General features: G+C 43.9%; 19 protein-coding genes. 8 read left to right on the top strand and 11 right to left on the bottom strand.

Annotation, left to right across the window (positions count from 1 at the left end):
• The first annotated feature begins 113 nt into the window (after positions 1–113).
• From AC5JPO_RS07090 to epmA, 3 genes are all read left to right on the top strand, one after another.
• The gene (locus AC5JPO_RS07090; protein ID WP_493852376.1) at positions 114–1,271 is read left to right on the top strand and encodes an AI-2E family transporter; all 1,158 of its coding nucleotides are present in this window, start codon (positions 114–116) and stop codon (positions 1,269–1,271) included.
• Positions 1,272–1,357: 86 nt separating this feature from the next.
• Positions 1,358–2,539: a 4-phosphoerythronate dehydrogenase gene (locus AC5JPO_RS07085; protein ID WP_493854022.1), complete on the top strand. Its 1,182-nt coding sequence runs from the start codon at positions 1,358–1,360 to the stop codon at positions 2,537–2,539.
• 77 nt (positions 2,540–2,616) lie between these two features.
• A complete protein-coding gene (gene epmA, locus AC5JPO_RS07080; RefSeq protein ID WP_493852377.1) occupies positions 2,617–3,639 on the top strand; it encodes an EF-P lysine aminoacylase EpmA in 1,023 nt (340 codons plus the stop codon).
• Between the two features lie 171 nt (positions 3,640–3,810).
• On the opposite strand, the gene AC5JPO_RS07075 is transcribed toward epmA, so the two are convergent.
• The 6 genes from AC5JPO_RS07075 to AC5JPO_RS07050 all read right to left on the bottom strand — a co-directional run bounded on the left by AC5JPO_RS07075 (position 3,811) and on the right by AC5JPO_RS07050 (position 9,077).
• Complete coding sequence (locus AC5JPO_RS07075) at positions 3,811–4,449, bottom strand: SDR family oxidoreductase (protein WP_493852378.1); 639 nt, start codon at positions 4,447–4,449, stop codon at positions 3,811–3,813.
• A gap of 275 nt (positions 4,450–4,724) precedes the next feature.
• Complete coding sequence (locus AC5JPO_RS07070) at positions 4,725–5,174, bottom strand: YaiI/YqxD family protein (protein ID WP_102093310.1); 450 nt, start codon at positions 5,172–5,174, stop codon at positions 4,725–4,727.
• On the bottom strand, positions 5,174–6,514 hold the full coding sequence (locus AC5JPO_RS07065) for a 5-(carboxyamino)imidazole ribonucleotide synthase (protein WP_493852379.1): 1,341 nt from the start codon (positions 6,512–6,514) through the stop codon (positions 5,174–5,176). Before AC5JPO_RS07065 ends, AC5JPO_RS07070 begins: the two co-directional genes overlap by 1 nt.
• Before the next feature lie 201 nt (positions 6,515–6,715).
• On the bottom strand, positions 6,716–7,267 hold the full coding sequence (gene purE, locus AC5JPO_RS07060; RefSeq protein ID WP_493852380.1) for a 5-(carboxyamino)imidazole ribonucleotide mutase: 552 nt from the start codon (positions 7,265–7,267) through the stop codon (positions 6,716–6,718).
• A gap of 99 nt (positions 7,268–7,366) precedes the next feature.
• Positions 7,367–8,332, bottom strand: coding sequence for a metallophosphoesterase (locus AC5JPO_RS07055; protein ID WP_493852381.1), 966 nt, complete (start codon positions 8,330–8,332; stop codon positions 7,367–7,369).
• A 136-nt stretch (positions 8,333–8,468) separates the two neighbouring features.
• Positions 8,469–9,077 (bottom strand): rhomboid family intramembrane serine protease, encoded by a 609-nt coding sequence (locus tag AC5JPO_RS07050; protein WP_319051118.1) that lies wholly within the window; start codon positions 9,075–9,077, stop codon positions 8,469–8,471.
• Positions 9,078–9,458: 381 nt separating this feature from the next.
• On the opposite strand from AC5JPO_RS07050, the gene AC5JPO_RS07045 reads away from it, so the two are divergent.
• Together AC5JPO_RS07045 and AC5JPO_RS07040 are read left to right on the top strand one after the other, a co-directional pair.
• Complete coding sequence (locus AC5JPO_RS07045) at positions 9,459–11,156, top strand: hypothetical protein (RefSeq protein ID WP_493853652.1); 1,698 nt, start codon at positions 9,459–9,461, stop codon at positions 11,154–11,156.
• A gap of 446 nt (positions 11,157–11,602) precedes the next feature.
• Entirely contained in the window at positions 11,603–13,183 is a 1,581-nt protein-coding gene (locus AC5JPO_RS07040; protein ID WP_493853651.1) for an OmpA family protein, read from the top strand.
• A 149-nt stretch (positions 13,184–13,332) separates the two neighbouring features.
• On the opposite strand, the gene nagZ is transcribed toward AC5JPO_RS07040, so the two are convergent.
• Positions 13,333–14,418 carry a beta-N-acetylhexosaminidase gene (gene nagZ, locus AC5JPO_RS07035; protein WP_493853650.1) on the bottom strand — a complete coding sequence of 362 codons (1,086 nt, stop codon included), beginning with the start codon at positions 14,416–14,418 and terminating at the stop codon, positions 13,333–13,335.
• Positions 14,419–15,003: 585 nt separating this feature from the next.
• Here nagZ and AC5JPO_RS07030 point away from each other — a divergent pair.
• A complete protein-coding gene (locus AC5JPO_RS07030) occupies positions 15,004–17,214 on the top strand; it encodes a carboxy terminal-processing peptidase (RefSeq protein WP_493853649.1) in 2,211 nt (736 codons plus the stop codon).
• Between the two features lie 566 nt (positions 17,215–17,780).
• Here the strand turns inward: AC5JPO_RS07030 and AC5JPO_RS07025 are convergent.
• Positions 17,781–18,266: an FKBP-type peptidyl-prolyl cis-trans isomerase gene (locus AC5JPO_RS07025; RefSeq protein WP_319051113.1), complete on the bottom strand. Its 486-nt coding sequence runs from the start codon at positions 18,264–18,266 to the stop codon at positions 17,781–17,783.
• A gap of 324 nt (positions 18,267–18,590) precedes the next feature.
• On the opposite strand from AC5JPO_RS07025, the gene AC5JPO_RS07020 reads away from it, so the two are divergent.
• Complete coding sequence (locus AC5JPO_RS07020) at positions 18,591–20,606, top strand: M61 family metallopeptidase (RefSeq protein WP_493853648.1); 2,016 nt, start codon at positions 18,591–18,593, stop codon at positions 20,604–20,606.
• 171 nt (positions 20,607–20,777) lie between these two features.
• On the opposite strand, the gene copM is transcribed toward AC5JPO_RS07020, so the two are convergent.
• A complete protein-coding gene (gene copM, locus AC5JPO_RS07015; RefSeq protein WP_493853647.1) occupies positions 20,778–21,644 on the bottom strand; it encodes a CopM family metallochaperone in 867 nt (288 codons plus the stop codon).
• 207 nt (positions 21,645–21,851) lie between these two features.
• Positions 21,852–22,463, bottom strand: coding sequence for an rRNA large subunit pseudouridine synthase E (locus AC5JPO_RS07010; protein WP_493853646.1), 612 nt, complete (start codon positions 22,461–22,463; stop codon positions 21,852–21,854).
• 454 nt (positions 22,464–22,917) lie between these two features.
• On the opposite strand from AC5JPO_RS07010, the gene icd reads away from it, so the two are divergent.
• Complete coding sequence (gene icd / locus AC5JPO_RS07005) at positions 22,918–24,177, top strand: NADP-dependent isocitrate dehydrogenase (RefSeq protein WP_493853645.1); 1,260 nt, start codon at positions 22,918–22,920, stop codon at positions 24,175–24,177.
• Between the two features lie 384 nt (positions 24,178–24,561).
• Here icd and AC5JPO_RS07000 read toward each other — a convergent pair whose 3' ends face one another.
• Positions 24,562–26,781 carry an NADP-dependent isocitrate dehydrogenase gene (locus AC5JPO_RS07000; RefSeq protein WP_319051108.1) on the bottom strand — a complete coding sequence of 740 codons (2,220 nt, stop codon included), beginning with the start codon at positions 26,779–26,781 and terminating at the stop codon, positions 24,562–24,564.
• Between the last annotated feature and the right edge of the window lie 167 nt (positions 26,782–26,948).

Below are 26,948 nucleotides of genomic sequence, written 5' to 3'. Positions count from 1 at the left end.
CACACTCGCCTATGGATACCGTTTATGGACACCATCTATAAGCTGGTGTTCATCACCCATTTATAAACTCGCCAGCAAGCTGTCGTTTGCTGTCCGCTCTTGGTTTATACGCTATGATTGAAAACTGGACAAAAGAATTTATTATTCAGCGCTTACTTGCTATTACGTTGCTGGTTGCGCTATTTGTATTGTGCTTTCAAGTGGTGCAGTTTTTTATTGTGCCTGCACTGTGGGCTGCGATTTTGGCATATGTGACGTTTCCTGTTTATAAGTTTTTTCACGAAAAAGTTAAGTTAAGTCCAGATTTTAGTGCTGCGATTATGACGGTCAGTATCTCCTTGATGATAGGCATACCACTGGTTATCGGGGTTTTTATTTTGCAGCAAGAAGCGCTAAGTCTCATTAGTAATTTGATATACCGTATTAAAGTGGGCTATTTGGATGTGCCTGACTCACTCAAAGAGCTGCCTATCATTGGGCAGCAAGTCAAAGATGTACTGTGGCGAATCAACAAGAATCCAGAAGGGACATTAGAGACCTTTCGTCTTTGGGTTCAGTCGCATCTGTATTATGGCAAGATCGCATTCGATGTGGTGTTTAGTGCGCTGGCCAAACTTGGTATGGCACTGATGACCTTGTTCTTCTTTTATCGTGATGGCACCAGTTTGGTACGCCAAATTCGCCAAGCGCTACGCAACATCATTGGCAACCGCATCGACGGCTACATTGACTCTGTGGGTACAACCACCCGCGCGGTCGTATACGGTATTGGGCTCACAGCACTGGCGCAAGCGACGCTCGCTGGCATTGGCTATTACTTCTCTGGTGCGCCAAGTCCTATTTTATTGACTATCGTCACCTTCATCATTGCATTGATCCCGTTTGGAACTCCATTCGTTTGGGGCGGTGTATCGATTTGGCTATTGAGCCAAGGGCATACTGCAGGCGGTATTGGTCTGGCACTATGGGGCGTATTAGTGATCAGTTGGGTGGATAATTTGATTCGTCCTATCGTCATTAGTGGCGCGACCAAGATTCCTTTTATCATTATTTTTATCGGAGTATTGGGCGGTCTGACCGCATTTGGTTTTGTCGGGTTGTTTATCGGTCCTGTGGTACTGGCCATCGGTCTTGCCGTATGGCGCGAGTGGATATCACAGCACAAGAATGAGATATTCGCTCAGCAAGAAGTTATGCTTTCTGAAACTGGTGCTGTAACGCCAGTGCCTAGGCCAGAACAAGAAATAGTTGGTAAAAACGAATCTATATAGCAAACCTATAGGATAGAAAATGTAGCTAACAACAAACTCGAACGTTGCAGACGTTATAGGCAGTAAAAATGGATAAGATGAGCAAAATTAAGGGCATTACTATCGTTGCTGATAGCAACATTGCTAGTCTAAGTGAGTTTTTTAACGCTGAGACACTGGGTAAGCTGACTGAGCAAACTGTCAATATCATAAGCACTGCTGGCCGTGATATCGATGCACATTTGCTTGCTGAGGTACAGCCAGATATATTACTGATACGCTCTGTGACGCGAGTAGGTGAGGCGTTATTGGCTGATAATCATAGCGTGCAGTTTATTGGTTCGGCGACTATCGGCACCGACCATGTCGACCAAGACTATCTCGCCATGCGTAATATTACTTTTGCCAATGCGGCAGGCTGTAGTAAGCATTCTGTGGCTCAGTATGTGTTGACGTCTATTTTGACGTTGCGTCCGCAATATTGGCAGCAGTCGACAACATCTACGAAGCCTATGACACTAGGCATCATTGGACTTGGCAATATTGGTAGTACGCTTGCTCAGTATGCACATGATTTAGGATGGCAAGTACTAGGTTATGATCCCTTAGTCCCAGCGTCCACAACCAACAATGCTAGCCTTGAGCAAGTCCTGTCTCAAAGCGACGTAGTCAGTCTACATGTGCCTTTGACGACCGAGAAAGCCGATAGTAATCCTCGCGGGAGTGAGTATCCAACCTATCACCTTATTGATGCAGAGGCATTGGCAGCGATGTCCGCTGATACGATACTGATTAATAGCGCACGTGGTCCTGTCATTAATGAAAGTGACCTAATGAGCGATATTGATCGTACTGGGCGACAAGTGGTACTAGATGTGTTTGAGTATGAACCAAAAGTTGCTGCAAGATTATTATCGAAGCTTGCTATTGCCACGCCGCATATTGCGGGCTATACGCTAGAGGGTAAACTGCGAGGTACACAAATTATTTATGATGCCCTATGCGCGACGCTTGCGATAACACCTGTCCAGTCGATGTCTAACCTGCTACCACTCAATATGTTTCTATGGTCGGAACTAAAAGCACATCCAGACAGATTGGCTAAGTTCTATGACATCATGCAAGATGACGCTGCATTGCGAAACAAAGTATCTCATAATGTGTCTAGCAATTTATCCAGTAAGACATATAGCAATGTATCTGATGAACAGATGACAGGACAGGTCAATGGGGCCGATTTTGATCAGCTGCGTCGTGATTATCATCTTCGCCGTGAATGGCAAGCTTGACGTATCAAGTGGACCACTTAAGACTCAAGCAATTACGTCGTTATCAATTTATTATTCGTGAATCACGGTAGACCGTCATGAGCCAACCAAACAGCATGCCCAGTTACGACACAAAACCAAAATATGCACCAACCATGACACTTGCGATGGCACAGCAGCGTGCGCAATTCATCGGAGATATTCGACAGTTTTTTACGAGTCGCCAAGTGCTTGAGGTACAGACACCGCTTTTATCGCAGGCAGGTAATACCGATACTTTTTTACAATCAGTAGCAGCGCAGGTGACCTACCAAGATCGTCCTCGCACTTACTACTTGCACACGTCTCCCGAGTTCGCGATGAAGCGTTTATTAGCCAGTTGGCAAGTACCTATTTATCAAATCTGCCCTGTCTTTCGAGATAACGAAATAGGTGTGCGCCATAATATCGAGTTTACGATGCTCGAATGGTACCAACCTAATTACAGCTTAGATGATATGGCAGGCGAGCTTAATGAGTTGTTGGCGGCGCTTTATGGTCATTCGATTGTGATGAGTCATTACCGCTACGTCGATGCCTTTATGGATTTCGTTGGTATCCATCCACTGACAGCGAGTTTAGCTGCGCTACAAGCAGTAGCAGAAGATAGTGGTCTGACAGGGTTTGATTTCAACAACGCTGACGATAGCGAGGAGAGTCGTCGCCAGAGCTGGTTGGATTTGTTGTTCAGTCATGCCGTAGAGCCAAATCTGGGACATGATTTGCCAACGTTGATTATAGAGTATCCCCCTGCGACGGCGGCATTGGCAAAAACGGCTTTAGATAAAGAGGGCAATAAAGTCGCAAAGCGTTTTGAGCTGTATATCAATGGCATTGAGATTGCTAACGCCTATGATGAGCTGGCAGATGGTCAGGCTTTACGAGCACGCTTTGAACAAGACAATCAATTGCGTCAGCATCATAATCTGCCCCAAATGCCAATCGATGAGCACTTATTAGCGGCGTCTAATGATTTAATACCTTGTAGCGGTATCGCAGTTGGTGTTGATAGGTTGCTGATGGTCATAACAGGTGCAAGCAGTTTAGAAGAGGTGATTCCTTTCCCTAGTGGGCAAGCATAATGAGCTAGTAGATTTTTAATTTATTTGTAGACCAAACAACAAAAGGTCGTTACTGATGTACCAACTAAATGTGGGCAATCTGGTAACGACCTTTTTATACGTTATATCTGTCAACTAATATATTAAATGATAGCTAATAGCTACCTATATGATAGTAGCTTATAAAGTACCTTATACGGTAGCGACTGCCTCATTGATGTCGATATCACCATTATGTAGATTGAATACCTTACCTATGGTGTTATCTGCTGTGAGTACAGCAGCCAATGTAGTCGCAACGTCTTCGATGGCATTTTCGCCAGAGCTGGTATCATTAATAGTAATTTTACCAGTACCTGCGCGTTCTTTTAGTGCACCCGGTTGTACAATCGTGTAATCAAGCGCACTGTTGACCAACCAATGGTCTGCATAATGCTTGGAGATATAGTAATCTTTTAGATCTGCAATACCAGGGTTTTCGTCCCATTTTTCGGTCTCTAGCGAGAATACAGAGCTAAGCATAATATAGCGTTTGATACCTTTGTCCTCAGCCGCCTGCATCGTTTTTACAGCACCGTGCAAATCAACTTCTAATACATTTTTACCGCCAGATCCTGCCACGAAGTAGACCGCATCGATATCTTGATCCAATTGTTTTGCGATTGACTCTTTACTTGCCATGATATCTAAATCTAACTGAGTGTAACGGTCACTATCAAATAACTTTTCTTCCTGGCGGGTTGTTCCAATGACTTTATGATCATCAGCTAATAGCTGCTTAACCAAATCACCACCTACACGACCACTAGCACCAACGACTAAAATTTTCATAATAATTCCTATTTTTTTCTAGATTTTGTTGTTTGATGTTCTTATAGTATGTTTATACAAATACTATTTATATAAAAACTATTTATCTCAAAAACTGAATATAGCGTAACAAAAATAGGCAGCACGCTTCGTTATAAAGCGTGCTGATTGAATGGTGTTTGGTTATAGAGTGTATATGGTTTGCAAGGAGGTAAGTAAAGCTCATGAAACGCCGTTATAAAAAGGGCTTTGTTCTATAAGCTTATAACAGATAATTGCCAAAAAAATGAGAGGTACTAACGAACCAGACGATTGAGACCGTCAGCAAAAGCTTTTTTGTCACGGTCGCCATACGGTTTTTGTCCGCTCATTTCTTGTAGCTCTAACACGCCAGTGCCTCGCATGGTGTCCATAAAATCACGCATGTTAAGCTTTTGTTTGATGTTGTTTTTATCATAAACCACGCCGCGCGTCGTCAGTACCATACCACCTTTGTCCAAGATGTCATTTGCCAAAGGAATATCACTGGTGATAGCTAAGTCACCTGCTTGTATCTGCTCAACGATATAATCATCAGCCTTATCAAAACCTGATGGCACCACAGTCATGACCAGTAGGGGCGATTTGCGTAGCTTGATCGGCTGATTGGCCACAAATATTGCCATAGTCTTGGTACGCTCAGCTGTTTTGATAATCAAGTCTTTGGCAATCAATGGCACTGAGTCGGCATCTACCCAAATTTGCATTATTTTTTGGCCTTCTCGGTATCTGATGAAAGGACTGGTTGGCTGTCTTTATTTTTCAACTCATTGTCTGTATTGTCATTCTGATCATCATTCGTAGCATCGCCTTCTACCGTTTTGGTTTGCACATTGACACTCGCATACTCTTTATCGAGCCCTACCTTATTCGGCAATATAGAAACCAGCTTTGCCATAGCAGGTTCTAAATCAGTCACGTCATTGGGCATTAAGGTGATATGAGCAATCTTGCGATCGTCACGCTCAGCTTTATGATAGCTATGATAATGAGCACCATCGATGTTTAACACTGCACTGATATCGGGATATTGACCAAGTACATTCACCATAATTGCAGGATGCACGTTATCTGTATCGCCTAATGGTAAATTGACCACGGCACGGATATGGTTTTCAAACTGACTGGTAATAGCGCCTTCGATACTCCAGTGTCCAGAGTTGTGTACACGTGGTGCGATCTCATTCGCCAGTATCGTGTTGTGACCGCGAGCATCTTTGGTGACGAACAACTCAAGCGCCATGACACCGACATAGTCTAAGTGATTCATAACTTTGGTAATAGCGTCTGTTGCTTGCTCAAACAGGTGGCTTGTACCAACCGCAGGTGCTTGAGTTTTTGCCAAAATACCATGATGATGATGATTTTCGACCAAATCATAGCAGCGTACCTGACCGTCTTGCGCTCGTGCGGCAATGATAGAGACCTCACGGCTAAAGTTAATAAACCCTTCGGCAATCAGTGGTGCAGGCGTTGGTGTGAGTGAGCCTTTACCGCTGACCGCATCCTTTAAGTCTAGCCAAGCTGTTTTAATATCACTGTCTTGTTTGATGACGAACTGTCCTTTGCCGTCGTAACCACCGCGACTAGTTTTCAGGACAATAGGCAGTCCTAGCTCTTTACAAGCGTGCTTGAGCTCAGTCTCGGAACTGACTTCCAGAAAAGGCACTGTCGCAATATCGAGTGTGTTAAACATCTGCTTTTCTTTTAGACGATCTTGAGCGATGTCGAGAGCAATCAGTGGCGGGAACATGCCTTGCTTGCTGCCAGATTTTGACAAACTAACCAGTTGCTCGACTGTAGATGTTGGTGTGTTTTCAAACTCTAAGGTAAACACATCAGCGGCTGCGATAAAGTCTACTAATTGATCGCTGTGAAAGACACGGCCGTATAAGCTGGCAGGGCATTCTAGATTGTCTTCTAAGAATACGCATTGGTAGCCGAGTGGCATCGCGGCTTCGGCAAGCATCATACCAAGCTGACCACCGCCTAAAATACCGATGGTACGAATGGTTTGGGTAATAGGATAAGCGTTTGCTGTAGTCATGGCAGGCTCTTTGAATAAAAGTGAATGAGGTCTGATGTATATTGAAAGTTAAAACCCGATGGGTGAAAATAGGAAAAGGTGCACTGTATGCACCTTATCTTTAGTAGGACTGAATCAAAAATAAATAATAGTAGCTTTACTATTGCAATAGCAGTCTTATGCTATCAAAAGTACTCGTCAATCTATATGCAATCAATGCATTTAGGTATTGATAATACCAGGTGTTGGACTAGCAAGAATGGTGTCGGTTTGCGTCTGGCGCATGTGATCGAGCTTGGTCGCAATCGTATCATCATGCAATGCCAATACCTGAATCGCAAGTAGAGCAGCGTTATAAGCACCAGCAGCACCAATCGCCAATGTCCCAACCGCGACGCCTTTAGGCATCTGCACGATAGACAGCAGACTGTCCCAACCACTCAGCATTGAGGATTTTACCGGTACCCCAAAAACAGGTAGTGGTGTTTGGCTTGCGCACATACCCGGCAGGTGAGCGGCACCGCCTGCACCAGCAATGATGACTTGCAGACCATTACCTTTAGCATTCTTGGCATAATCAAACAGTCTGTCAGGTGTGCGATGTGCAGAAACCACTTCACAATCAAAAGCAATATCAAAGTCTGCTAGCAATTGTGCAGCCACACTCATGGTCGCCCAATCCGACTGCGAACCCATGATAATGCCAACTTTCGATTGACCAGCAGGAGAGGTGATAGGGCCGTTCTGGTTAGCAGCAGTATTTATGGTGCTCATGACTGGATATCCTCAAAAAGACCATCATACAAAAGTTTTGCTATAGTCGTAAAGCCAAGTTTGATTTTTAATACTTGCTTGGTATTAAGAGCCGCAACATCACTGGTTTATATCTGTTTTTTTATCATGATAATGCTGTACAAAATGAGACGCTGCTAAGGGTAGGGGCTGGTTGGTATCAAGCTGATAACAAGTGAGGTAACCACTATCTACAGCTGCCGAATAATCAGTACAAGCAACTTGTGGACTAAGCGGTGCGGGTGTGCCTGTCAGCCAATAGTGACCGACAAACACAGGTTTATGTGTTTTGAGCGCAAAATCAATATTTTCAGCGAGTGCATCGGCCGGTATTTGCGCCATTGCTGATGAGGGTACGCGTGCCACCTCGCGAAGCGTGCGTTTATTTAGCTCATCAAGCCACCAGCGTACTCGCACTCGCGAGCGCTCTGTGCCTTCTTTGTCGACCATTACGATGCCATCGGGCAAGCCTGTTTCGACGCCCTTTAGTACGCGCTCCAATGCATCAAATTCGACAGTATCTTCTTTGGCAGTCGCGAGTAGACCCTCAGTGGTTAGGCAGTTATTATCAGTCAAAAATGGTTTGAGGATATCCATACTATCTACGTCCCAGCATGCATGTACAAAACAAGCATAGTCTGTCTCAATCCATAAAGGTATCTCATACAAACGCTGCAACCAGTACTTATGTAGCTCTGAACCAAATGCAGCCTCTGCTAAAAATGCTTCGTGCTGACGCTTATGTATAGCATTATGCGTTCGTAGATACTCAGTCTTATCATCAGGATTGAGCGTAGCATAAGCCAATGCATTGTATTCATGATTGCCCATCACTGCATCAGCCACGCCCGCATCTATCATAGCAAAGACAATCTCAAGCGTTGCTAACTGCTGCGAACCACGGTCAATCAAATCTCCAATGAACAATGCTTTATGACCCGTAGGCGGGACAAAATGCTGACCATTATGCTCGTAACCTAATTGGTTTAATAAACCGACCAGCTTATCTGCATAACCATGAATATCACCGATAATATCTATAATCATAACGAGTGGTTAAATCTCACATATAAAAGTAAATGGTTGCTCAATAGCTGGATGTTAAAGGTTGTTTATTCTGATGCTCTTCATTCTAATAACGCTCCTAATTCTAACAACGCTCTTCACTCTAAATAAAGTTAGTCTAAAAACCAGGCGATAATAGAGCATTTATAAAATGGGGCAGCACTTTGGGTTCCAAGATAATGGTAGCAACGACACCGAACGCGCCGCCCCACATATGGGCCATGTGATTGATATTGGAACCACCGCGTTTGTCAGCATAAATACTATAAAACACATAAGCGACAGCAAATAATATTGCAGGAATCGGAATAACGGCAAACAAATAAATGCGTTCCCATGGCGCTAGCAAAATGAAAGCAAATAAAACGGCTGATACGCCGCCTGAGGCTCCAAGGCTTAAGTAACTGGCATTGTTTTTATTTTTCAGGTAGCTTGGAATCATGGCCACAACAATAGCCAACACATAAAAAACGACAAAACCATAGCCGAATAAGAATGAGCGATACAGACCTTCGATAGCTCGACCGAAGAAATACAGCGTAAACATATTGAAAAGTAGATGCATACTATCGGCATGAATGAAGCCATGCGTCACAAAGCGATCCCACTGTCCATTGTTTACAGCTGGTGGATAAAATATGAGTCGATTGAGTAGCTTTTTGTTTTGCCATGCCAACAAGCTGACAATAACCGTGATAATGATAATAAGGGTCGTATGGTTTAACAAAGGATAATCCTTAGGCCGCGCCTGATGTGTGACAATGCGATAAATGACAGTGTTCAAAACCTAGCGCTAAGGCTGAATGAAAACTAAATATGACCGATAATTAACGTACTAATAATAAATCTAAGCTATTCGTAGAGTAATAAAACAATACTAACAGTAGTTATCAGGTTGCAAATGTTTATTATGTGACAAAACGATGCTTTTTTATGCTTTTATAGTGAGTAATGTAGCAGTGTATCATGTGAGTTCAGTAAACAATCTATAGATACGGCCTATTAAGTATGATTAGGAAGGCAAGAGCAAAAAGCGAGTGTTATATATATAATTAAAGACGAGCAATTAACCTTTGCAAATTTCAAAAGCCGAACGAGGCAGTGACTTATGAGTATTATTGATCAATTAGAGCAGACGGTTACCCCAGCTGTATTGGGCGAGCGCAATAGTAGCGATAGTGTGGCATATATTAGTCTTCTGGAGCAGTTTTATGCGGTTCTAGCTGCGCGTTTGGCGGTGCCGCAGGTTTATTCGCAATTGCTGCGTAACGATCAAGTAATAGCTAACGACAATATCCCTGAAATGCCCTTGTTTGAGCAGCTGTGGCATAGTGAGGTATTACAAAATATAATTATTCAAGAGCTGTCAGCCACACATCATATTAATGAGTCAGTCACCGCCCAATTGCTGATCAATGCTGCACCCTTAGCGTATCGTGAGCTAAAAACACTCGCCAATGGGCAGTTTTTACCAGTATTTTTACAAGCAGAGCAGCCCTCACTACGCCCATATCTACCCATATGGGCAACACCAGTTATTACATCTACTCTAGACGTAGATAATACAAGTAATGTCAGTCAAGACATATCGTCAGCAGCTATGGCGGATAACTCTATCGGACCATTAAGTGATAGTACGTCAACTACGCTTGATAGACTTGATGACCCCAATCTGAACACCAGCACTGTCCCTACCATCACAGCCGCTGCAGCTACAGCCTCTGATGGCGGACAACCCCGTATGGGATATACTGGCAGATTGGGTGAAGAGACTCGCTTCGGTAGTGACGATGCCATTCATGCCAGTCCAGCAGCACATCATTTGGCAGAGAACGGCAGCCTGAAACGAGAGCAAGTACGCACTCGTAATCAGCGAAACGATTTGTTGATACGGGTGTTTTTATTGATAGTAGCACTTGCCGGGCTTGCGCTTGCTGCATGGGCGTTGCTGATCAAGCCCAACAATGACATACCACTAGAACCTGTTACTGCTACGCCTGTAGTACCAGCGCCTGCGACCGAACCAGTAGTAGAAGCGATGACGCCTGTCGAGTTTATCATTGGTATTGATGATAGCGGCAATCTCTATACTTGTAGTGCCACAGTCGGTGACGTAGGATTGCAAAGTACACTGCAGCAGGCACTCAATACAAGCTTTGGAGAGCAAGCGGGTATTTGTGAATTGACTGTAAATGAGGGAATAGCAACTACTATTGCTAATATGCCAGTGGACGTACTTCCTAACGTCTTAACCATGCTCAGATCAACGCCATTTGCGCGTCTACAGTTACAAAACGAACGTCTTATAGTAGAGGCACCAGATAATATGCTACTACAGCAATTGGTGACAAACATACGCAGCTTAGTACCCGCTATGGCAGTTGATAGTACTGCACCGTTGCCACTACCTAATAATAACGCTGCATATGGTATGGGAAGTGCTGATGGTGTGAACAATCAGTTTGGTGGTGGAGCAGCCTCTAATAATCAGTATAGTAACGATGGTACTGGTAATGGCTCTGTAGAGTATCAAGCGCCTGACGATAACACTGGTGATCGCGTGATACCGGCGCCGCTACCTAATAATGGTAACAACAGAGGGCTCAATAACAATCCAAGCAGTAATAACACAAACAGTGGGCTGCCTAACATACCAAGCAATAGCCCAAGTAGTATGTCTAATAACATTCCTAGCAATGCTCCTTCTAATAACAGAACGAGCAGACCATCAGGTCCTATCTCTGAATCAGAAGTAGATGATATGGCGAGTAGTGTCATCGTCGCTGAGCCTGCCCAAGTGAGATAGCTAAGAGGTCAAGTGGCTAAGAGAACAGCAGCTATAAAGACTCAAAAGCAGTGTAGATTTCTATACTGCTTTTTGTCCATATGGGTTAATCAGACCTTGTTTGTAGCTTTGCAAGGCAAGCTTTAAAAACTACACCCTCTAATACGAACAGTAGTCTCCTTCAACTAATTGTTCGACTGTTATTGATATGTACCCAAGTGCTTGTATAGTTACGAGTACCAACTCAAACATTACTTAACGTATCATTTGTACAACAACGCATCGACTGTGAACCTTCTCTTAATAATTTTATAATGTTTGAAATAAAATGCAGTAGCGCGACTACAGTAGACTGACAACAGAATTTTTGCATAATGAATTTCGATGTCATGTTTTAGCTTTACTTGGCGGTCTTATGCATTGAGTAATCGGATGATACAAATAAAAATTAAGAGGAGAGTTATATTATGGATATTATCAGTCATTTGACACGTACGGTCAGTCCTGCGGTACTAGCGGACGATCATAGTCCTACTAAAAAGAACCTACTGGAACAGTTTTATGCGATTTTTGCTGCTCGCTTAGCGAATGATGAGACTTACAATCGCTTTGCCAACGAAAACATTGCCCGTGATGACAATGCCTTTTATGATCGCGTGTGGACAGAAGAGGCTCATCGCGATCAAATCTCCCGTGAGCTCGCTCATGAGCACAACGTTGACGAGACAGCCTCTCGTGGTTTGATTGCGATGGCAGCACCACTTGCCTTCCACGAAATAAAAAGTTTGGCTGGTACTACGCCTGTACCTCAATTCTTAAGTAATAATCTGAGTAGCTATCAGCATCATATTCCTGCATGGGCAACTGCTGTATTGCCTGCGAGCGCAGTTGCAGCTACACCCATGTCCGATACTGTCAGCACTGCACCGCTACACAAAGAAGAAGAACCACAAGGTAGCTTTATGAAAGCGCTACTACCGATTATTGGTTTGATTATTTTGGGGGCATTGGCTTGGGCCTTACTTCGAGGTTGCCAGGAAAATCCAGAGCCTGTTGCTACGCCAGCGACTACCATACAGCAAGATGAGCAAGGCAATGAGCAATCAGTGATGGCAGCTGATATTGAGCCTGCTTCACTCCGTATCGCTACTGGCGAAAATGGTACGCTTTATGCCTGCCGCATGAACGTAGGCAATGAAACGCTACAGACCAATGTAATGAATGCGTTAACTGGTGCATTCGGCGATGAAGCCAATAAGTGCCGCGCCGATGTTGATGATAACTTTGCCATAGACATGCCAGCTGCCGCTCAACTCGCCACTATATTACCTATCGTCAAAAACGTACCGAATGCCAGTATGATTATTAAAGGCGATACCATCACAGTCAACGCACCTGATGATGCGGCATTGGCCCAATTGGTATCCGACCTACAAGCAGCTGCACCTGCAATGATGGTAGAGGCTGAAGGCCCATTAGATCTACAAGGTGAGATTGACGATAGTGTCGCTGCAGCAGATGTCGCAATGAACAACCTAGGTGAAAACCCAGATCCACGTGACGTTGCTCGTGCTTTGAGCATTCAGGTTATCAATTTCCAAGTGGATGAAGCTGTCATTCCTGATGTCAACAAAGCCATTTTAGACCGCGCTGCAAAAATCATCGACGACGTACCTGACTTGAACCTGATGATTATTGGTCATACAGACAGTCAAGCTTCTGATTCTTATAATATGGAGCTGTCTCGTGAGCGTGCTGAATCAGTGAAAGAATACCTAGTGGCTCAAGGTGTCGATGCAAGCAAGTTGACGACCAAAGGTATGGGTGAGTCAGATCCTATCGCAGATAACTCAACCGAGCAGGGTCGTTTCCGTAATCGTCGCATTGAGTTTATGGTTAATGACGAGATGGTCGATCCAAACGATGGTATGACGATCAATAGTGATTCGTTAGACCCAGATTTGAATCCGCTAGACAGTAATAATGACGATTTGCTACCAGATGGTGATGACGCTACGCAAGACACGGTAGTAGATTCAATAAACTAATCTGCAAACCTCTGATTACACGATGGTTAAAAACACACGATAGTTAAAAATAAAAAACCGCCTTTTATATAAAGGCGGTTTTATTTTATCAGCGCGTTAGTGGTTACCTATTACTGATCATCTATTAGAGGCTACCCATTATCGAATACCTATTTGTAATGAGTAGGGTCTATCGGTTCTTTCAATTCTTCAGTAACTTGCGTGTCAGCAAAGGCGTTAAAAAATGTTTGAGTGACGTTATTCTTTGCTTGTTGCCAGTAATCAAAATGCTGGCAAGTAGATTCAAGATTGCCTTGCCACTCTGGTATATTGCCGCACATGGTTTTGATGCGTTTTTGATTGGGATAAGACAGCTCTTGAGCAGCTGCTGCAGCCTCGTGGACGGCCACGCGGTCGTTACATACCAATGCAATATCGCAGCCAGCCTCGATAGCAGCTTTGACGCGTGCGCTGACATCGCCAGCTGCCTGTGCCCCAGCCATCGACAAATCATCAGAGAAGAGTACACCATCAAACGCTAATTGCTCGCGAATAATGTCTTTTAGCCAAATTTTAGAGAACCCCGCAGGCTTATCATCTACTTGCGAGAAAATCACATGTGCTGGCATAAGGGCATCGAGCAGTGGTAGCGTTTGGGCAAAAGGCTGCATGTCACTATTTATGATCTCATCCAAGCTACGTGTATCGATGGCTTCTGACACATGAGAGTCAGGGGCAATAGCGCCGTGACCTGGGAAGTGTTTGCCAGTGGTGGCCATGCCTGCTGCTTTCATACCGCGCATGAACTGTGTCGCAAGTGCAGTAATCGCTTGTGGCTCGTGATGAAAGCTACGGTCACCAATGACTTGGCTGATACCATCTCTATCTAGTACAGGCGCAAAACTCAAATCAATCCCTACTGCCAATACTTCAGCTGCCATTAGGTAGCCGCAGTCATACGCACAGCTAAGTGCACGACTCGGATCTTGATTAAACAACTCGCCTAGTCTACCCATTGCTGGTAAGGGGGTAAAGCCTTCACGTAGCCGTGCAACGCGCCCACCTTCTTGGTCAACACCAATCAATATATCGGGATTGTGATAACGTATATCGTCGCACAGTGTACGTACTTGGGCTGCATCGGCTACATTACGTCCAAACAGTATGACCCCGCCGACTTGTGCTTGTTTGAGTAAACTGACATCCTCAGCGGTCAGTGCGGTACTATCAATATCAATCATTAAAACGCCGTACATTGCATGATCCTTATTCTTCTTTATATTGTTATATTATGGGTCTGATGAACTCTAAATGTCTACTCACTCGCAGGCCATCGTCAATAGACTTTATTATGACAGCTATTATCAAATGAACCTAATGTACGAATTATAGACGTCAAATCAGTCTATTAATCATCATCGAATAGAGGTTGATAGTCTGCATTTGCTCTAAGTGAGAAAAGTGATAGAAAGTTTGGTATGTGTAGGCGTAGCGTGTAAGATTGCTTATACAGTTTGAGACAGTTCAGTATTATTGCTCATGATAATATTATTCAATTTAGAGTATATATTAGTGGGTAATAACAGTAGCTGTAAGCTTCAAAGGCTATAAAATATAAAGAGCTTCAAAAATAACATCGTTGTAAAAATTATGGAAAGATACAACGACAAAAAAATCTTATAACAATAAAAGTATAGAAGAGCGTAAGCTCAAGACGACGAGTAATGAAAATAATCAGTATTGATAGATAATCACAGATTCAGAGTTTTTAGATTTTAACAAAACAAACAATATCCTCAATTCCAAACAAATCATTAACTTCAAATAACTAGGTACATATGATGAAAAAACAACCAGCACAGTGGTTACTCAGTGCAGCGTCAGTGGGCATAGCCGGTATTATCCTGACACAAAGTTACGGTACTGCAGTCGCAGAAACCAATACAGGAAGTTTTGTTCAGACGCCTGAACAAAAAGTCACTACCCGCCAAGTCGCCGCCTTGCTGGATCGCAGTCATTACCTAAACCAGCCGTTAGATAGCAAAACGGGCAGCGAGATTTTATCAATGTATATTGATAGCCTTGATCCAAACCATACGTTGTTTTTGCAGTCTGATGTCGATGAGCTGAAAAAAAAGCACGCGGCTGATTTTGGTGCGCGTCTCAAACAGGGCGATCTATCCGCAGGGGTAGAAGTCTATGATCGTTATCGCAAACGCTCAAATGAATACTTTGCGATGGCAACGAAAATGCTAAAAACAGACATCGATCTGACAGGTAATGACACCATCATACTTGACCGCGAAAAACTGGGTCACTTCAAAACCAAAAAAGAACAACGAGACTACTGGGCGCGTCAGCTGAAATTTCAGTTAATGAGTATTACGCTGGGGCAAGAAGACGAAAAAGCCAAAGAAGCCGTGTTTTTAAACAATCCAGATATCACACGTGGACAAGATTTGGTACGTAACGATGAGCGTACACCAAGTGAGATTTTGCAAAACCGTTTGTCACGTCAGCAGGAGCAGTTCAAACGCCTCAAAGACGATGAAATCATGGAAACCATCTTGAACACGGCAATGCTGACGTATGATCCACATAGCAACTACTACGCACCGATCCAAGCAACTGAGCTACAAATACAATCTAGCTTACAGTTAGAGGGTATCGGTGTCTCTATCCGCCCTGATCGTAAAAACCCAGACTACACTCGTATTGTGACTTTGGTAGATGGAGGGCCCGCTGCAAAATCTGGTCAAATTAAGCCCAATGACTTAATCGTCGGTATCGCAAAAGATGGCGAGAACATGACTGACGTGGTTGGGTGGTCAACGCGTGAGATTGTCAGCTTGATTCGTGGTAAGCGTGGCACCTCGGTCACTCTCAAACTACGTCAACCAAATACACCAGATGCTAGCGCCCGTACGGTTACTGTCGTACGTGACATTATTCAGCAAGAAGAGTCTGGCGTGACTCAGCGTGTGGTAGAGGTGCAGCGTCCTAATATAGATGAGACACCCAAACGTATCGGTGTGCTTGAAATACCAAGTTTTTACTTGAACTATCGTGCGCGCCGTAACGGTGAGGATTATCGCAGTGTCAGTATTGATACCGAAAAAGCACTGAAAGAGTTGAACAAAGAAAACATCGATGGCTTGGTTGTCGATCTGCGCAACAACCCTGGTGGCTCTTTGGATGAAGTTGCTAAAATGCTCGGCATGTTTATCAAGAGTGGACCACTGGTACAAATTCGTGATAACCGCGGTAACATTCAAGTATACCGTGACAATGATGGTGGCGAGCAGTTGTATGATGGCAAAATGACCGTCATCACCAATTTGGCATCGGCCTCAGCCAGTGAGATCTTTGCTGCTGCCATTCAGGATTATGGTCGTGGATTGGTTGTGGGTAGTACCACGACAGGTAAAGGCTCTGCACAGATTCAGCTCGACAGCTTGGCGCTGGGTTCTGCTACCTTAACTCAGCGTAAGTTCTATCGTATCACTGGCGGTAGTACTCAGAACAAAGGCGTGGTACCTGATGTTGAATTGGTCAACATCTATGACGACGCCACCTTTGGCGAGCGCGCGCAGAAAAAAGCGCTACCTTGGGATACTATCAGAACGTCTCCTTATAAGCCTGAGGGTAAGTTTACCAGTGATACACTCGCAACGCTCAATCAGCAGTCTAAGGTTCGCCAACAAAAGAACCCGCAGTTTACTTATCTATCGACGCTCAATGACATACGTAACATGGATGATGAGAAGAAACCTGTTCGTCTAGACATTAACAGCCGCCGCGCTAAAATGCAGCTCATAGAGAAGCGCTCATTAGAAGCAGAAAACAAGCGCTTGATCGCCACTGGTGAACGTCCATACTCTAACTGGAATACGTACCAAGCTGCGATGGATGCAAAGTTCGAAGAGCGTAGTCGCATGAAAGCTGGTGAGCGTCCAGAGTTACCAGAAGATGAAGCATTTATTAATGAAGCCGCTTATCTCATGCTTAGTGCTGAACCTACAGCAATGCTGAGCCCACAAGAAAAGCTATAACGCATTATAGGTAGCTATAATTTCCATGTAAGCATATGCTTACATGGATTGACGTTCGGACTACTTACTAATGATAGGGTAATCTGCGATTATAACTGTACGGCACGATTGAACGGAATAGTTCATTGATACTAGGGATTGGTATCTTAAGGTCGCATCAGGGATAAGTGGTTTGCTGATTAGGGATGATAAGGCTGGATGCCTGTCAGTTATGAGATACCCCGGGATTAGGTATCGCGTAACGCTAACATGGATGGTTGGTAATAAAAGCCGCATGACGCTTGTCGTTATGCGGCTTTGTTATGTCTAAAATTTATAAATATTTATTGGTTATTATCTACAAATAGCAAAATGGAGCTTAAGCAAAGTCTGTTAAGTATTCAACTTTTCAAATCACTCTATTTACTTGGTAGATTATTTATTCGACAAAGCATCTATTTGATAAGTCTCCGATGATGACACACGCATAAAAAAAGGTCAGTAGACATAGTCACTGACCTTTTTTTGTGCGACAAGTCTAATAATAACTCATCACTCAATAGCTGTTCACTGTACTCTAGAAGAGATTAGTGCTCAACGCCACCTGCGCCATGTACATGGCCGTGGTTTAGTTCGTCTTCAGTTGCTGCACGTACTTCTTGGATCTCAACGTCAAATGTCAAACGCTTACCAGCCAATGGATGGTTTGCATCAACAGTAACTTCTTGCTCATTCACGTCAGTTACAGTAACTAGCATAACTTGACCGCCAGCTTCTGATTGGAACTGCATACCAGGCTGAATGTCATCAACGCCTTGAAAGTTCTCACGTGGTACGTGCTGTACTGCTTGCTCTTGATACTCACCGTAGCCATCAGCAGGCTCAACAACTGCGTTGACTTTTTCGCCAGCAGATTTGCCTTCTAATTGTGCTTCTAGGCCTGGGATGATGTTGCTGTGACCATGTAGATAAGCAAGTGGCTGACCTTCTGGTGATTGGTCAAGGATATTGCCCTCGTCGTCTTTTAGCGTGTAGTTAAATTTGACGGCAGTGTCTTTTGCGATAGTAGTCATAAAATATCCTAAATATATCTATGTAAAAAATTAAATGCGGTTGCAATAAACCTAAAAAAGCCAATCAGCAAGCCAAATAGCCACGATATTAGTCAATTATCATCAGTTTATTAAAGTAACTTTAGCAGTTAGCATCTTTAATTGAGATGGGTCACATGAGTTTCAAGGCAAAAAACATAAAAAAAGCCAATTAATGCCCCAATTTACAATAATAACTGTTATTTTCTATAGTTGATGGGTAGCTATGGGCTATTTAGGGCTTGGGAGTTGCGTTTTTTCGGATTGGCTCCTACCATAATGATAAAAATAAGGAAGAGAGAGACGATGACTTCATTTACCAATACTGCCAACAATCAACCAACGAGCGATGTGTCCATCAGCCACAATGATGCCAAGCGACTGCCCTTGATCAGTTATCGGTTCGATTTTGCGCGTTTTTCTGAGCATTTGGTTGATGTGTCACTGACCTTTACGACAACCTCAGCCGCGCCTCAATTTTGGCTACCAGCATGGATACCAGGCAGTTATTTGATGCGTGAGTTTGCCCGCAATATTACTGCGGTACACTATCAAATCATAGACAGCCAAATAAAAGAGAGTGACGAGTCCTCCAAGACTTATCGCGCACAAAAAATAGATAAACATACGTGGCAACTCCCAGCTGTACAGGCAGGACAAACGGTAAATGTCGCGTACGAAGTCTACTGTTATGATTTATCAGTGCGTACGGCGTATGTTGACCAGCAGCGTCTGTATGGTAATTTTACCTCGCTCGCACTCGCAATTGATGGACAAGAGCTGGAACCCGTACAGGTCAGTTTGATTGTACCTGCGGCATTTTTGCTAGATAAAAAAGAGAATAATGTACTCTTGGCGTGTGGTTTGGCAGCTACTCATCTGCGTGTTGAAGGTCAGGACACAGATGGACAGCACAGTTATCAGTTACAGGCAGACAACTACCACGAGCTGATCGACTATCCTTTCGAGATTGCAGAGCAGCAAAAATTTGATTTTATTATCAAGGATAATCAGCATGAGACGCTGCAGCACAGTTTTTATCTCTCAGGTAAGCATAGCGCCAACATGGGCAGGCTACAGCAAGATGTCACTCAGATTTGCCAGACTTATCTAGACTGGCTGGGCGATGCGCCATTCAATGATTATACTTTTATGACCTTTGCCAGTGGTCAAGATTACGGCGGGCTTGAGCATATTAACTCTACTAGCCTGATTACGCCGCGCCGTGACTTACCAAATATGGATGAGCCAAAACTACCCAGTACCGATTATCAACGGTTCTTGGGCTTATGCAGTCATGAGTATTTTCACTCGTGGTGGGTCAAAACAGTGCGTCCCGATGTCATGATCGATGTTGATCTACGCCGCGAAGCATTTACGCCTCTGCTTTGGGTGTTTGAAGGATTTACCTCTTATATCGATGATTTTATGCTGCAGGCGTCTGGTGTGATCGACAAGCTAAGCTATCTGAGATTATTGGCAGAACAAATCAATCGTTACTATCAAACGCCTGGGCGCAGCAACCAAAGCGTGGCAGAGTCGAGTTTCGATGCGTGGATCAAGCTGTATCGTACTGACGAAAATACGGGCAATGCAGGCATCAGCTACTACAATAAAGGTGCGCTAGTGGCATTGTGTTTGGATCTGATACTGCTCAAAAACACCGATGGTCGCTATCGCCTCTTTGATGTGGTCAAAGCGTTCTATACTCAAGCCAAGCAAAACGACAATAAGCGTATCGGTATCAGTAGCGCCGATATGGGTACGGTGATTGGGCAGTTCATGCCGCTAGCAGAATGGGAGGATTTTGAGCGTCGTTATGTCAATGGAGTAGAGGAGCTACCCATTGAGACATTGCTAATCGAAAACGGTCTAAAAATACAGGTCAATAAAAAGGAAGTGGCTGATAAACATGTGCCTTGGGGTATGCGCTGTAGCGAAACACCAGCCGGACTCAAGGTCAATCGAGTGATGCGTGGTAGCGTGGCTGCCAGAGCTGGCATCTCAGCACATGACATCATTATTGCGATTGATGGTATAAAAGCAGACAGCAAGCAGTTGGCTTCGCTTAGTAACGCCAAGCGTACTGTCGAGTGTTACTTGTTCCGCCGTGATGAGCTGATGTGTGTTCAAGTACAACCAACTAAAGCGCAGCAAAAAGACAGCATAGATAGCAATGATGCTAGCGAAAAGTCATTCCCTCACAAGATCGGTCTACGCTTAGCAAAAGAAGGCAAGGCGTTACAAAGCAATGGCGATGAGGCGCAGGCAGAAGCAGGCTGGGAGACGTGGCTAAATGTTATGAATCATAAGCCAAGTTAGATATGTTAAGTGGTGTGTCAACATTAGGTGCGCTAGTATAGCTCGCGATACGCAACGCCATTCATAACCTATACCGCACCGACTAATGCTGCACTGACGATAATCCCCCAATAAGCAATGATGCTTGTTGGGGGATTATCGTTATTAGATTCCGGCTTTCTGATATTCTTGCTACTGTGCCTCAGTACCTTTATCAACACGGTCATTATCGGTATTTTCACTGTCTAAACTTTCGTCTTCAGTAGACTGGCTGTCAGGATCCATGATGTCAATGCTGGTCTGAGTGCTGTTCAAAACTTGAAGCGCTGCAATCCAGTTCTGCATGACATCAATCTCTGCCTGCTGTGTATCGATAATAGTCTGTGCCAATTGGCGCATTTCCTCATCGGTGCCGTACTCGAGCTGGACTTTTGCCATATCTACTGCGCCAATATGATGCGGTAACATGCCACGAGCAAAGGCCATATCAGGCATGGGATCGGCAATACCTAATGTCATATCACCATGCATGTCTTCCATGCTCTTGGCATATGCCTGCTGCATGGCAGTCGTATTAGGCTTAGGTTTGGGTGCATCAGGGTGGCTGGCAAGCCATTTATTTAGAATATCAATCTCAGCTTGCTGTGCGGTGATGATATCTTGAGCAAGCTGGCGCATAGCCTCATCAGTACCATATTTCAGCTGGATTTTTGCCATATCTATCGCGCCGCGGTGATGCCCAAGCATACCTTTGGCAAACGCAGTATCAGGGTCGTTGTAACCCATACCAATCAGCATCTCAGCATGCATACTGGTCATGGTTTTCTTATAGTCCTTGAGAATATCAGTCATCTCGGAGCCGTCCGTGACGTTTATATCGTCTTGCAATGCATCTTCGCTCATGTCGTCATGCTCAGCATGAGTAGTATCAGTCACTGGTGGCGTGTTTTCTTCTACGGGTGCTGGTTGATTGTCCTCTGCTGCTGGCTGACACGCGCTCAGCAAAAGTGCCGCGAAAATGCTGGTAGCCAACAAAGCAAAACGATGAGAAGCAATCATGACATGTCCCTATTATAAAATAAGACGATAAATGGATAAGACCCACTTTATACAACTAATGGCTATACATAACCAATAACGTGCTGAATTTTAGCAGATAAACCTTACCCATTCGAGACGCTATGTTTAATAGGTCGTAATATCTTTATATTATATGAAATTATATATCGGTAACTGAGCAACGAACAACAGACAGCTAAGTAGTGTTCACTGATTGATAATACCCAATTGATGATAATGTGCGCTATCTAAGGAGATGCGCACAAACTCACCAACCCCTAGATTGTCAAGTTTAAACCCTGCAACCGACCAACGGATCAAGCGCAGACAAGGTAGACCAACATGAGCAGTCATGCGTCTAACTTGACGGTTTTTACCTTCGTAAATCGTCATCATCAGCCATGAGTCCGGCACACTTTTACGCTCACGTATCGGTGGGTTACGCTGCCAGAGCGTCATTGGTAACTCATCCTCATGGACGTGTTTAACAGTGGCGGGCAGGGTCTTACCATCTTTTAGAATCACGCCTTTACGTAATTTGCTCAGTTGCTCGGTAGTAGGAATCCCCTCGACTTGTACTAAGTAAGTCTTACCTTGCTTGCGCCCAGCATTGGCCTTGGGTGGATGAGCGATGGCTTTATTGACACGCCCATCATCGGTCAAAATAAGTAGACCCTCTGATGTGGCATCAAGCCTACCTGCCACACGTAAAGACTTATCGGTAAAGTACTCAGATAGGGTAGTGTGATCGTTATTGCTGTCATCTCTGAACTGACTTTGCACGCCATAAGGCTTGTTGAATAAAACGAGACTAGACATAAAACGATATTTCCTAGTAATGGGTAAGTGGTGGTCTATTGTAGCCTATGTCTTACAAGGTCACGCCAGTATTGAATAATCGGTATTAAACAATCAGCATAGCGGTCTTGTCAGTGACAGAATGGATATCGATCATCCGCTACAAAAGTAGGACAGTGGTCATATAGGTTTATTGCTATTCTAAATCCATATCCTAATAGTGGTTTTTTATATTTTGGACAAGCTAAGCATTCAATTTGATTATGATGTTGTTTTTGTCTTAGCTTCTGTCGCTTAAAACTATTTTTAGTACGGTTCAAACCAATGATACAAGTGCTACATTTATCACAGCTTTGCTCAGTTCATATTTGCTTAAATCATAAGTTTTTAAGCGTTATAACGATAAAAAACCGTTGGCATAATAGCGTGTTCAACTCGTTTACGATCTATAACAGACAACCAAGGAGTATCATCTATGTCATATGATAAGGTTATCGTACCAAGAGACGGCGAAAAAGTGACCGTAAATGCTGATTTGTCGTTAAACGTCCCCAATCATCCGATTATTCCGTTTATTGAAGGCGATGGTATCGGGGTAGACATCACACCCGTCATGAGAAAGGTGGTCGATGCTGCGGTCGATAAAGCCTATCATGGCAAAAAATCTATTGTATGGATGGAAGCGTATCTCGGCGAAAAAGCGGCCAAGATATACGACGGTGATTACCTACCAAGTGAGACGTTAGAGATTTTAAAAGACTATGTCGTTAGTATCAAGGGCCCATTGACCACGCCAGTGGGTGGTGGCTTTCGCTCACTCAATGTGGCAGTACGTCAGGAGCTCGACCTATATGTCTGTCAACGTCCAATACGTTGGTTTAAAGGCGTGCCAAGTCCAGTTCAGCATCCTGAGCTGACAGATATGGTTATTTTTCGTGAAAACTCAGAAGACATCTATGCTGGCATCGAGTGGAAAGCAGGTAGCGAGGATGCTAAAAAAGTTATTAAGTTCCTAAAAGAAGAGATGGGCGTGACCAAAATTCGTTTTGATGATGACTGCGGTATCGGTATCAAACCTGTCTCAAAAGAAGGCTCCCAGCGCCTAGTACGTAAAGCAATCCAGCATGCTATTGATAATGATTTGCCAAATGTAACACTGGTGCATAAAGGCAATATTATGAAATTTACTGAAGGAGCATTCAAAGATTGGGGCTATGAACTGGCAGCAGAGCGCTTTGGTGCTGAGCTATTGGATGGCGGCCCATGGATGACGATAAAAAATCCAAAAACTGGCAACGATATCATTATCAAAGATGTGATTGCTGATGCGTTCCTGCAACAGATTTTGATGCGTCCTGCAGACTACTCTGTAGTCGCAACGCTTAACCTGAACGGCGACTATATCTCTGATGCGCTAGCGGCTGAAGTCGGCGGTATCGGTATTGCGCCAGGAGCAAACAAAGGCGGTGCTATCGCAGTCTATGAAGCGACACATGGTACCGCGCCCAAATATGCTGGTCAAAACAAAGTAAACCCAGGCTCATTGATATTGTCTGCTGAGATGATGCTACGTGACATGGGCTGGTGTGAGGCGGCTGATCTTATTATTAGTGGTATTCAAGGCGCGATTGCAAACAAAACAGTGACGTATGATTTTGAACGTCTCATGCCCGACGCCATCTTACTCAGTACTTCTGAATTTGGCAAAGCAGTTATCAAGCATATGGATGCTTAGCGATATACGAACTTCGCCATAGAAGTTGTAAGTGATATATGTGCTCACAGCACTGTGTTCTATTAAACGCTATTAAAAGCCATCTGCTGACGTAGGTGGCTTTTTGTGTATTTGAAAACTGAAAAGGTAGAATAAAGCTAATAATTATGGTTTTGAGTATGAAAGGTGAACGATAAGGTCAACCTTTTACATAGGGTACTGTATAAAAGCGAGCGTTCCATATTTTTAGAGCGCGCATAAAAAACACCTCAATGTCCTAAGACCATTGAGGTGTTTGATTTACAATGACTGTAAATAGCATAACCATAACCGGCATAACTAACTTTGACTTTAAAGACTAAAGACAATTATGCTCAATTATCTCGGCACAGCTATTTAAACAAACTATAGCGATGCCAATGCGTCGTTAAACAATTTGCTTGGACGCATTACTTGTGTCGCCAGTTTTTCGTCAGCATAGTAGTAGCCTTTGATATCTACAGATTTGCCTTGAGCATCATTGAACTCTTTGACGATAGCCGCTTCGTTATCTTGAAGATTTTGCGACAGCTCTGCAAACTTCGCTTTTAGTTCCGCGTCTTGATCTTGCGCCGCCAGCTCTTCTGCCCAGTACATGGCAAGATAGAAATGACTACCACGGTTGTCCAGCTCGCCTGTCTTGCGTGATGGCGACTTGTCGTTCAATAGCAACTTCTCGGTTGCGGTATCTAACGTATCTGCCAATACTTTGGCTTTGGCATTTTTATCATTCGTCGCCAGATGATCTAGAGACTCTGTTAATGCCAAGAACTCGCCCAAAGAATCCCAACGTAAATGGTTTTCTTCTGTTAGCTGCTGAACATGCTTTGGTGCAGAACCGCCAGCGCCTGTCTCAAACAAACCGCCACCTTTCATTAATGGCACAACCGATAGCATCTTGGCACTGGTACCTAGCTCTAGGATTGGGAATAAGTCAGTGAGGTAATCACGTAAGATGTTACCAGTAGCAGAGATGGTATCAAGACCACGAGCGACACGCTCTAGGGTATAACGCATGGCGCGAACCTGAGACATGATTTCGATATGTAAGCCATTAGTGTCATGATCTTTTAGATATGTTCTGACCTTTTTGATCAGCTCGTTCTCGTGTGGACGGTATGGATCCAACCAGAAGATAACTGGTGTATCTGAATCACGCGCACGGCGTACTGCAAGTTTTACCCAATCTTGGATAGGCTCATCTTTGGTCTGACACATACGCCAGATATCGCCTTTCTCAACGCGCTTTTCTAGCAATACTTCATCGGTTTCAACATCTACAATGCGGGCAGTACCAGCATCGCTAGATTCGAATGTTTTGTCATGTGAACCATATTCTTCAGCTTTTTGAGCCATCAAGCCAACGTTAGGCACGGTGCCCATTGTTTTTGGATCGAAGTTGCCATGCCACTTGCAGAAATTAATCATCTCTTGGTAAATACGCGCAAAGGTAGACTCTGGCATCACGGCTTTGCAGTCATACATTTTGCCGTCTGCACCCCACATCTTACCACCTGAGCGAATCATCGCTGGCATAGAGGCATCAACGATGACATCACTTGGCGAATGGAAGTTGGTGATACCTTTTGAAGAGTCCACCATCGCCAGACGCGGGCGATGCTCTTGACAGGCATGTAGGTCGCGCTCAATCTCTTCGCGTTTTGATGATGGTAGGGTAGCGATTTTGTCGTATAGATCTGCCATACCGTTGTTTACATTGATGCCTAGCTCATCAAAGAACTCGCCATGCTTTTCAAAAGCTTCTTTATAGTAAATACGTACCGCGTGACCAAATACGATAGGGTGTGACACCTTCATCATGGTGGCTTTTACGTGCAGTGAGAATAGAATACCAGCTTCGCGGCAGTCTTCCATTTCACGCTCATAAAACTCTAGCAACGCAGATTTGCTCATAACCATCAAGTCGATGATTTCTTTATCAAGTAGCGCAAGTTTAGGTTTTAATACTTTTGTGGTGCCATCATCAAGTAGTAGCTCCATACGTACGGTACGGGCTTTGTCTAGCGTGATTGATTGTTCGCCATCATAGAAATCGCCACCATGCATGTGTGATACATGCGTGCTTGACCACTGTTTCCATTCGCCCATAGAGTGCGGATGTTTGCGGGCATAGTTTTTGACTGCTTTTGGCGCGCGGCGATCTGAGTTGCCTTCACGAAGTACTGGGTTGACAGAGCTACCTAGGCTCTTGCCATAGCGCTTACGTAATTCTTTTTCTTCATCAGTTTGTGGATCTTCTGGGAAGTCAGGTAGTGCAAAACCTTTGCTTTGTAATTCTTTGATAGCGGCTCTGAGCTGCTGTACAGACGCACTGATGTTAGGTAGTTTTATAATATTAGTGTTTGGGTCTTGAGTCAGGCGACCAAGCTCAGCTAAGTTGTCAGGAACACGTTGCTCTTCAGTCAAGTACTCAGGGAACTCGGCCAATATACGCGCAGCAACAGAGATATCAGTGCTCTCAACAGAGACACCTGCAGTTTGCGTAAACGCTTTAATAATAGGTAAAAAAGATAGAGTCGCCAGCGCTGGGGCTTCGTCAGTTTTTGTATAAATAATTTTTGACATTTTATTTAGATCTTCCTTTAGTTGTCGTTAATAATAAAGCTCAAATACAGTGTTGAAGATGGGTCAATGATACTATGCAATAATGAATGATATCGTTCGATCAAGTACGTTGTATGTAGCTGCTTAGCAATATTCAAGTTAACAATATTCAAGATGGGTAAAGCATT

The organism is Psychrobacter sp. H25 (assembly GCF_059076335.1).
The sequence above is the reverse complement of the archived record's forward strand: the minus strand, read 5'-3'. Positions and strand labels throughout refer to the sequence as shown.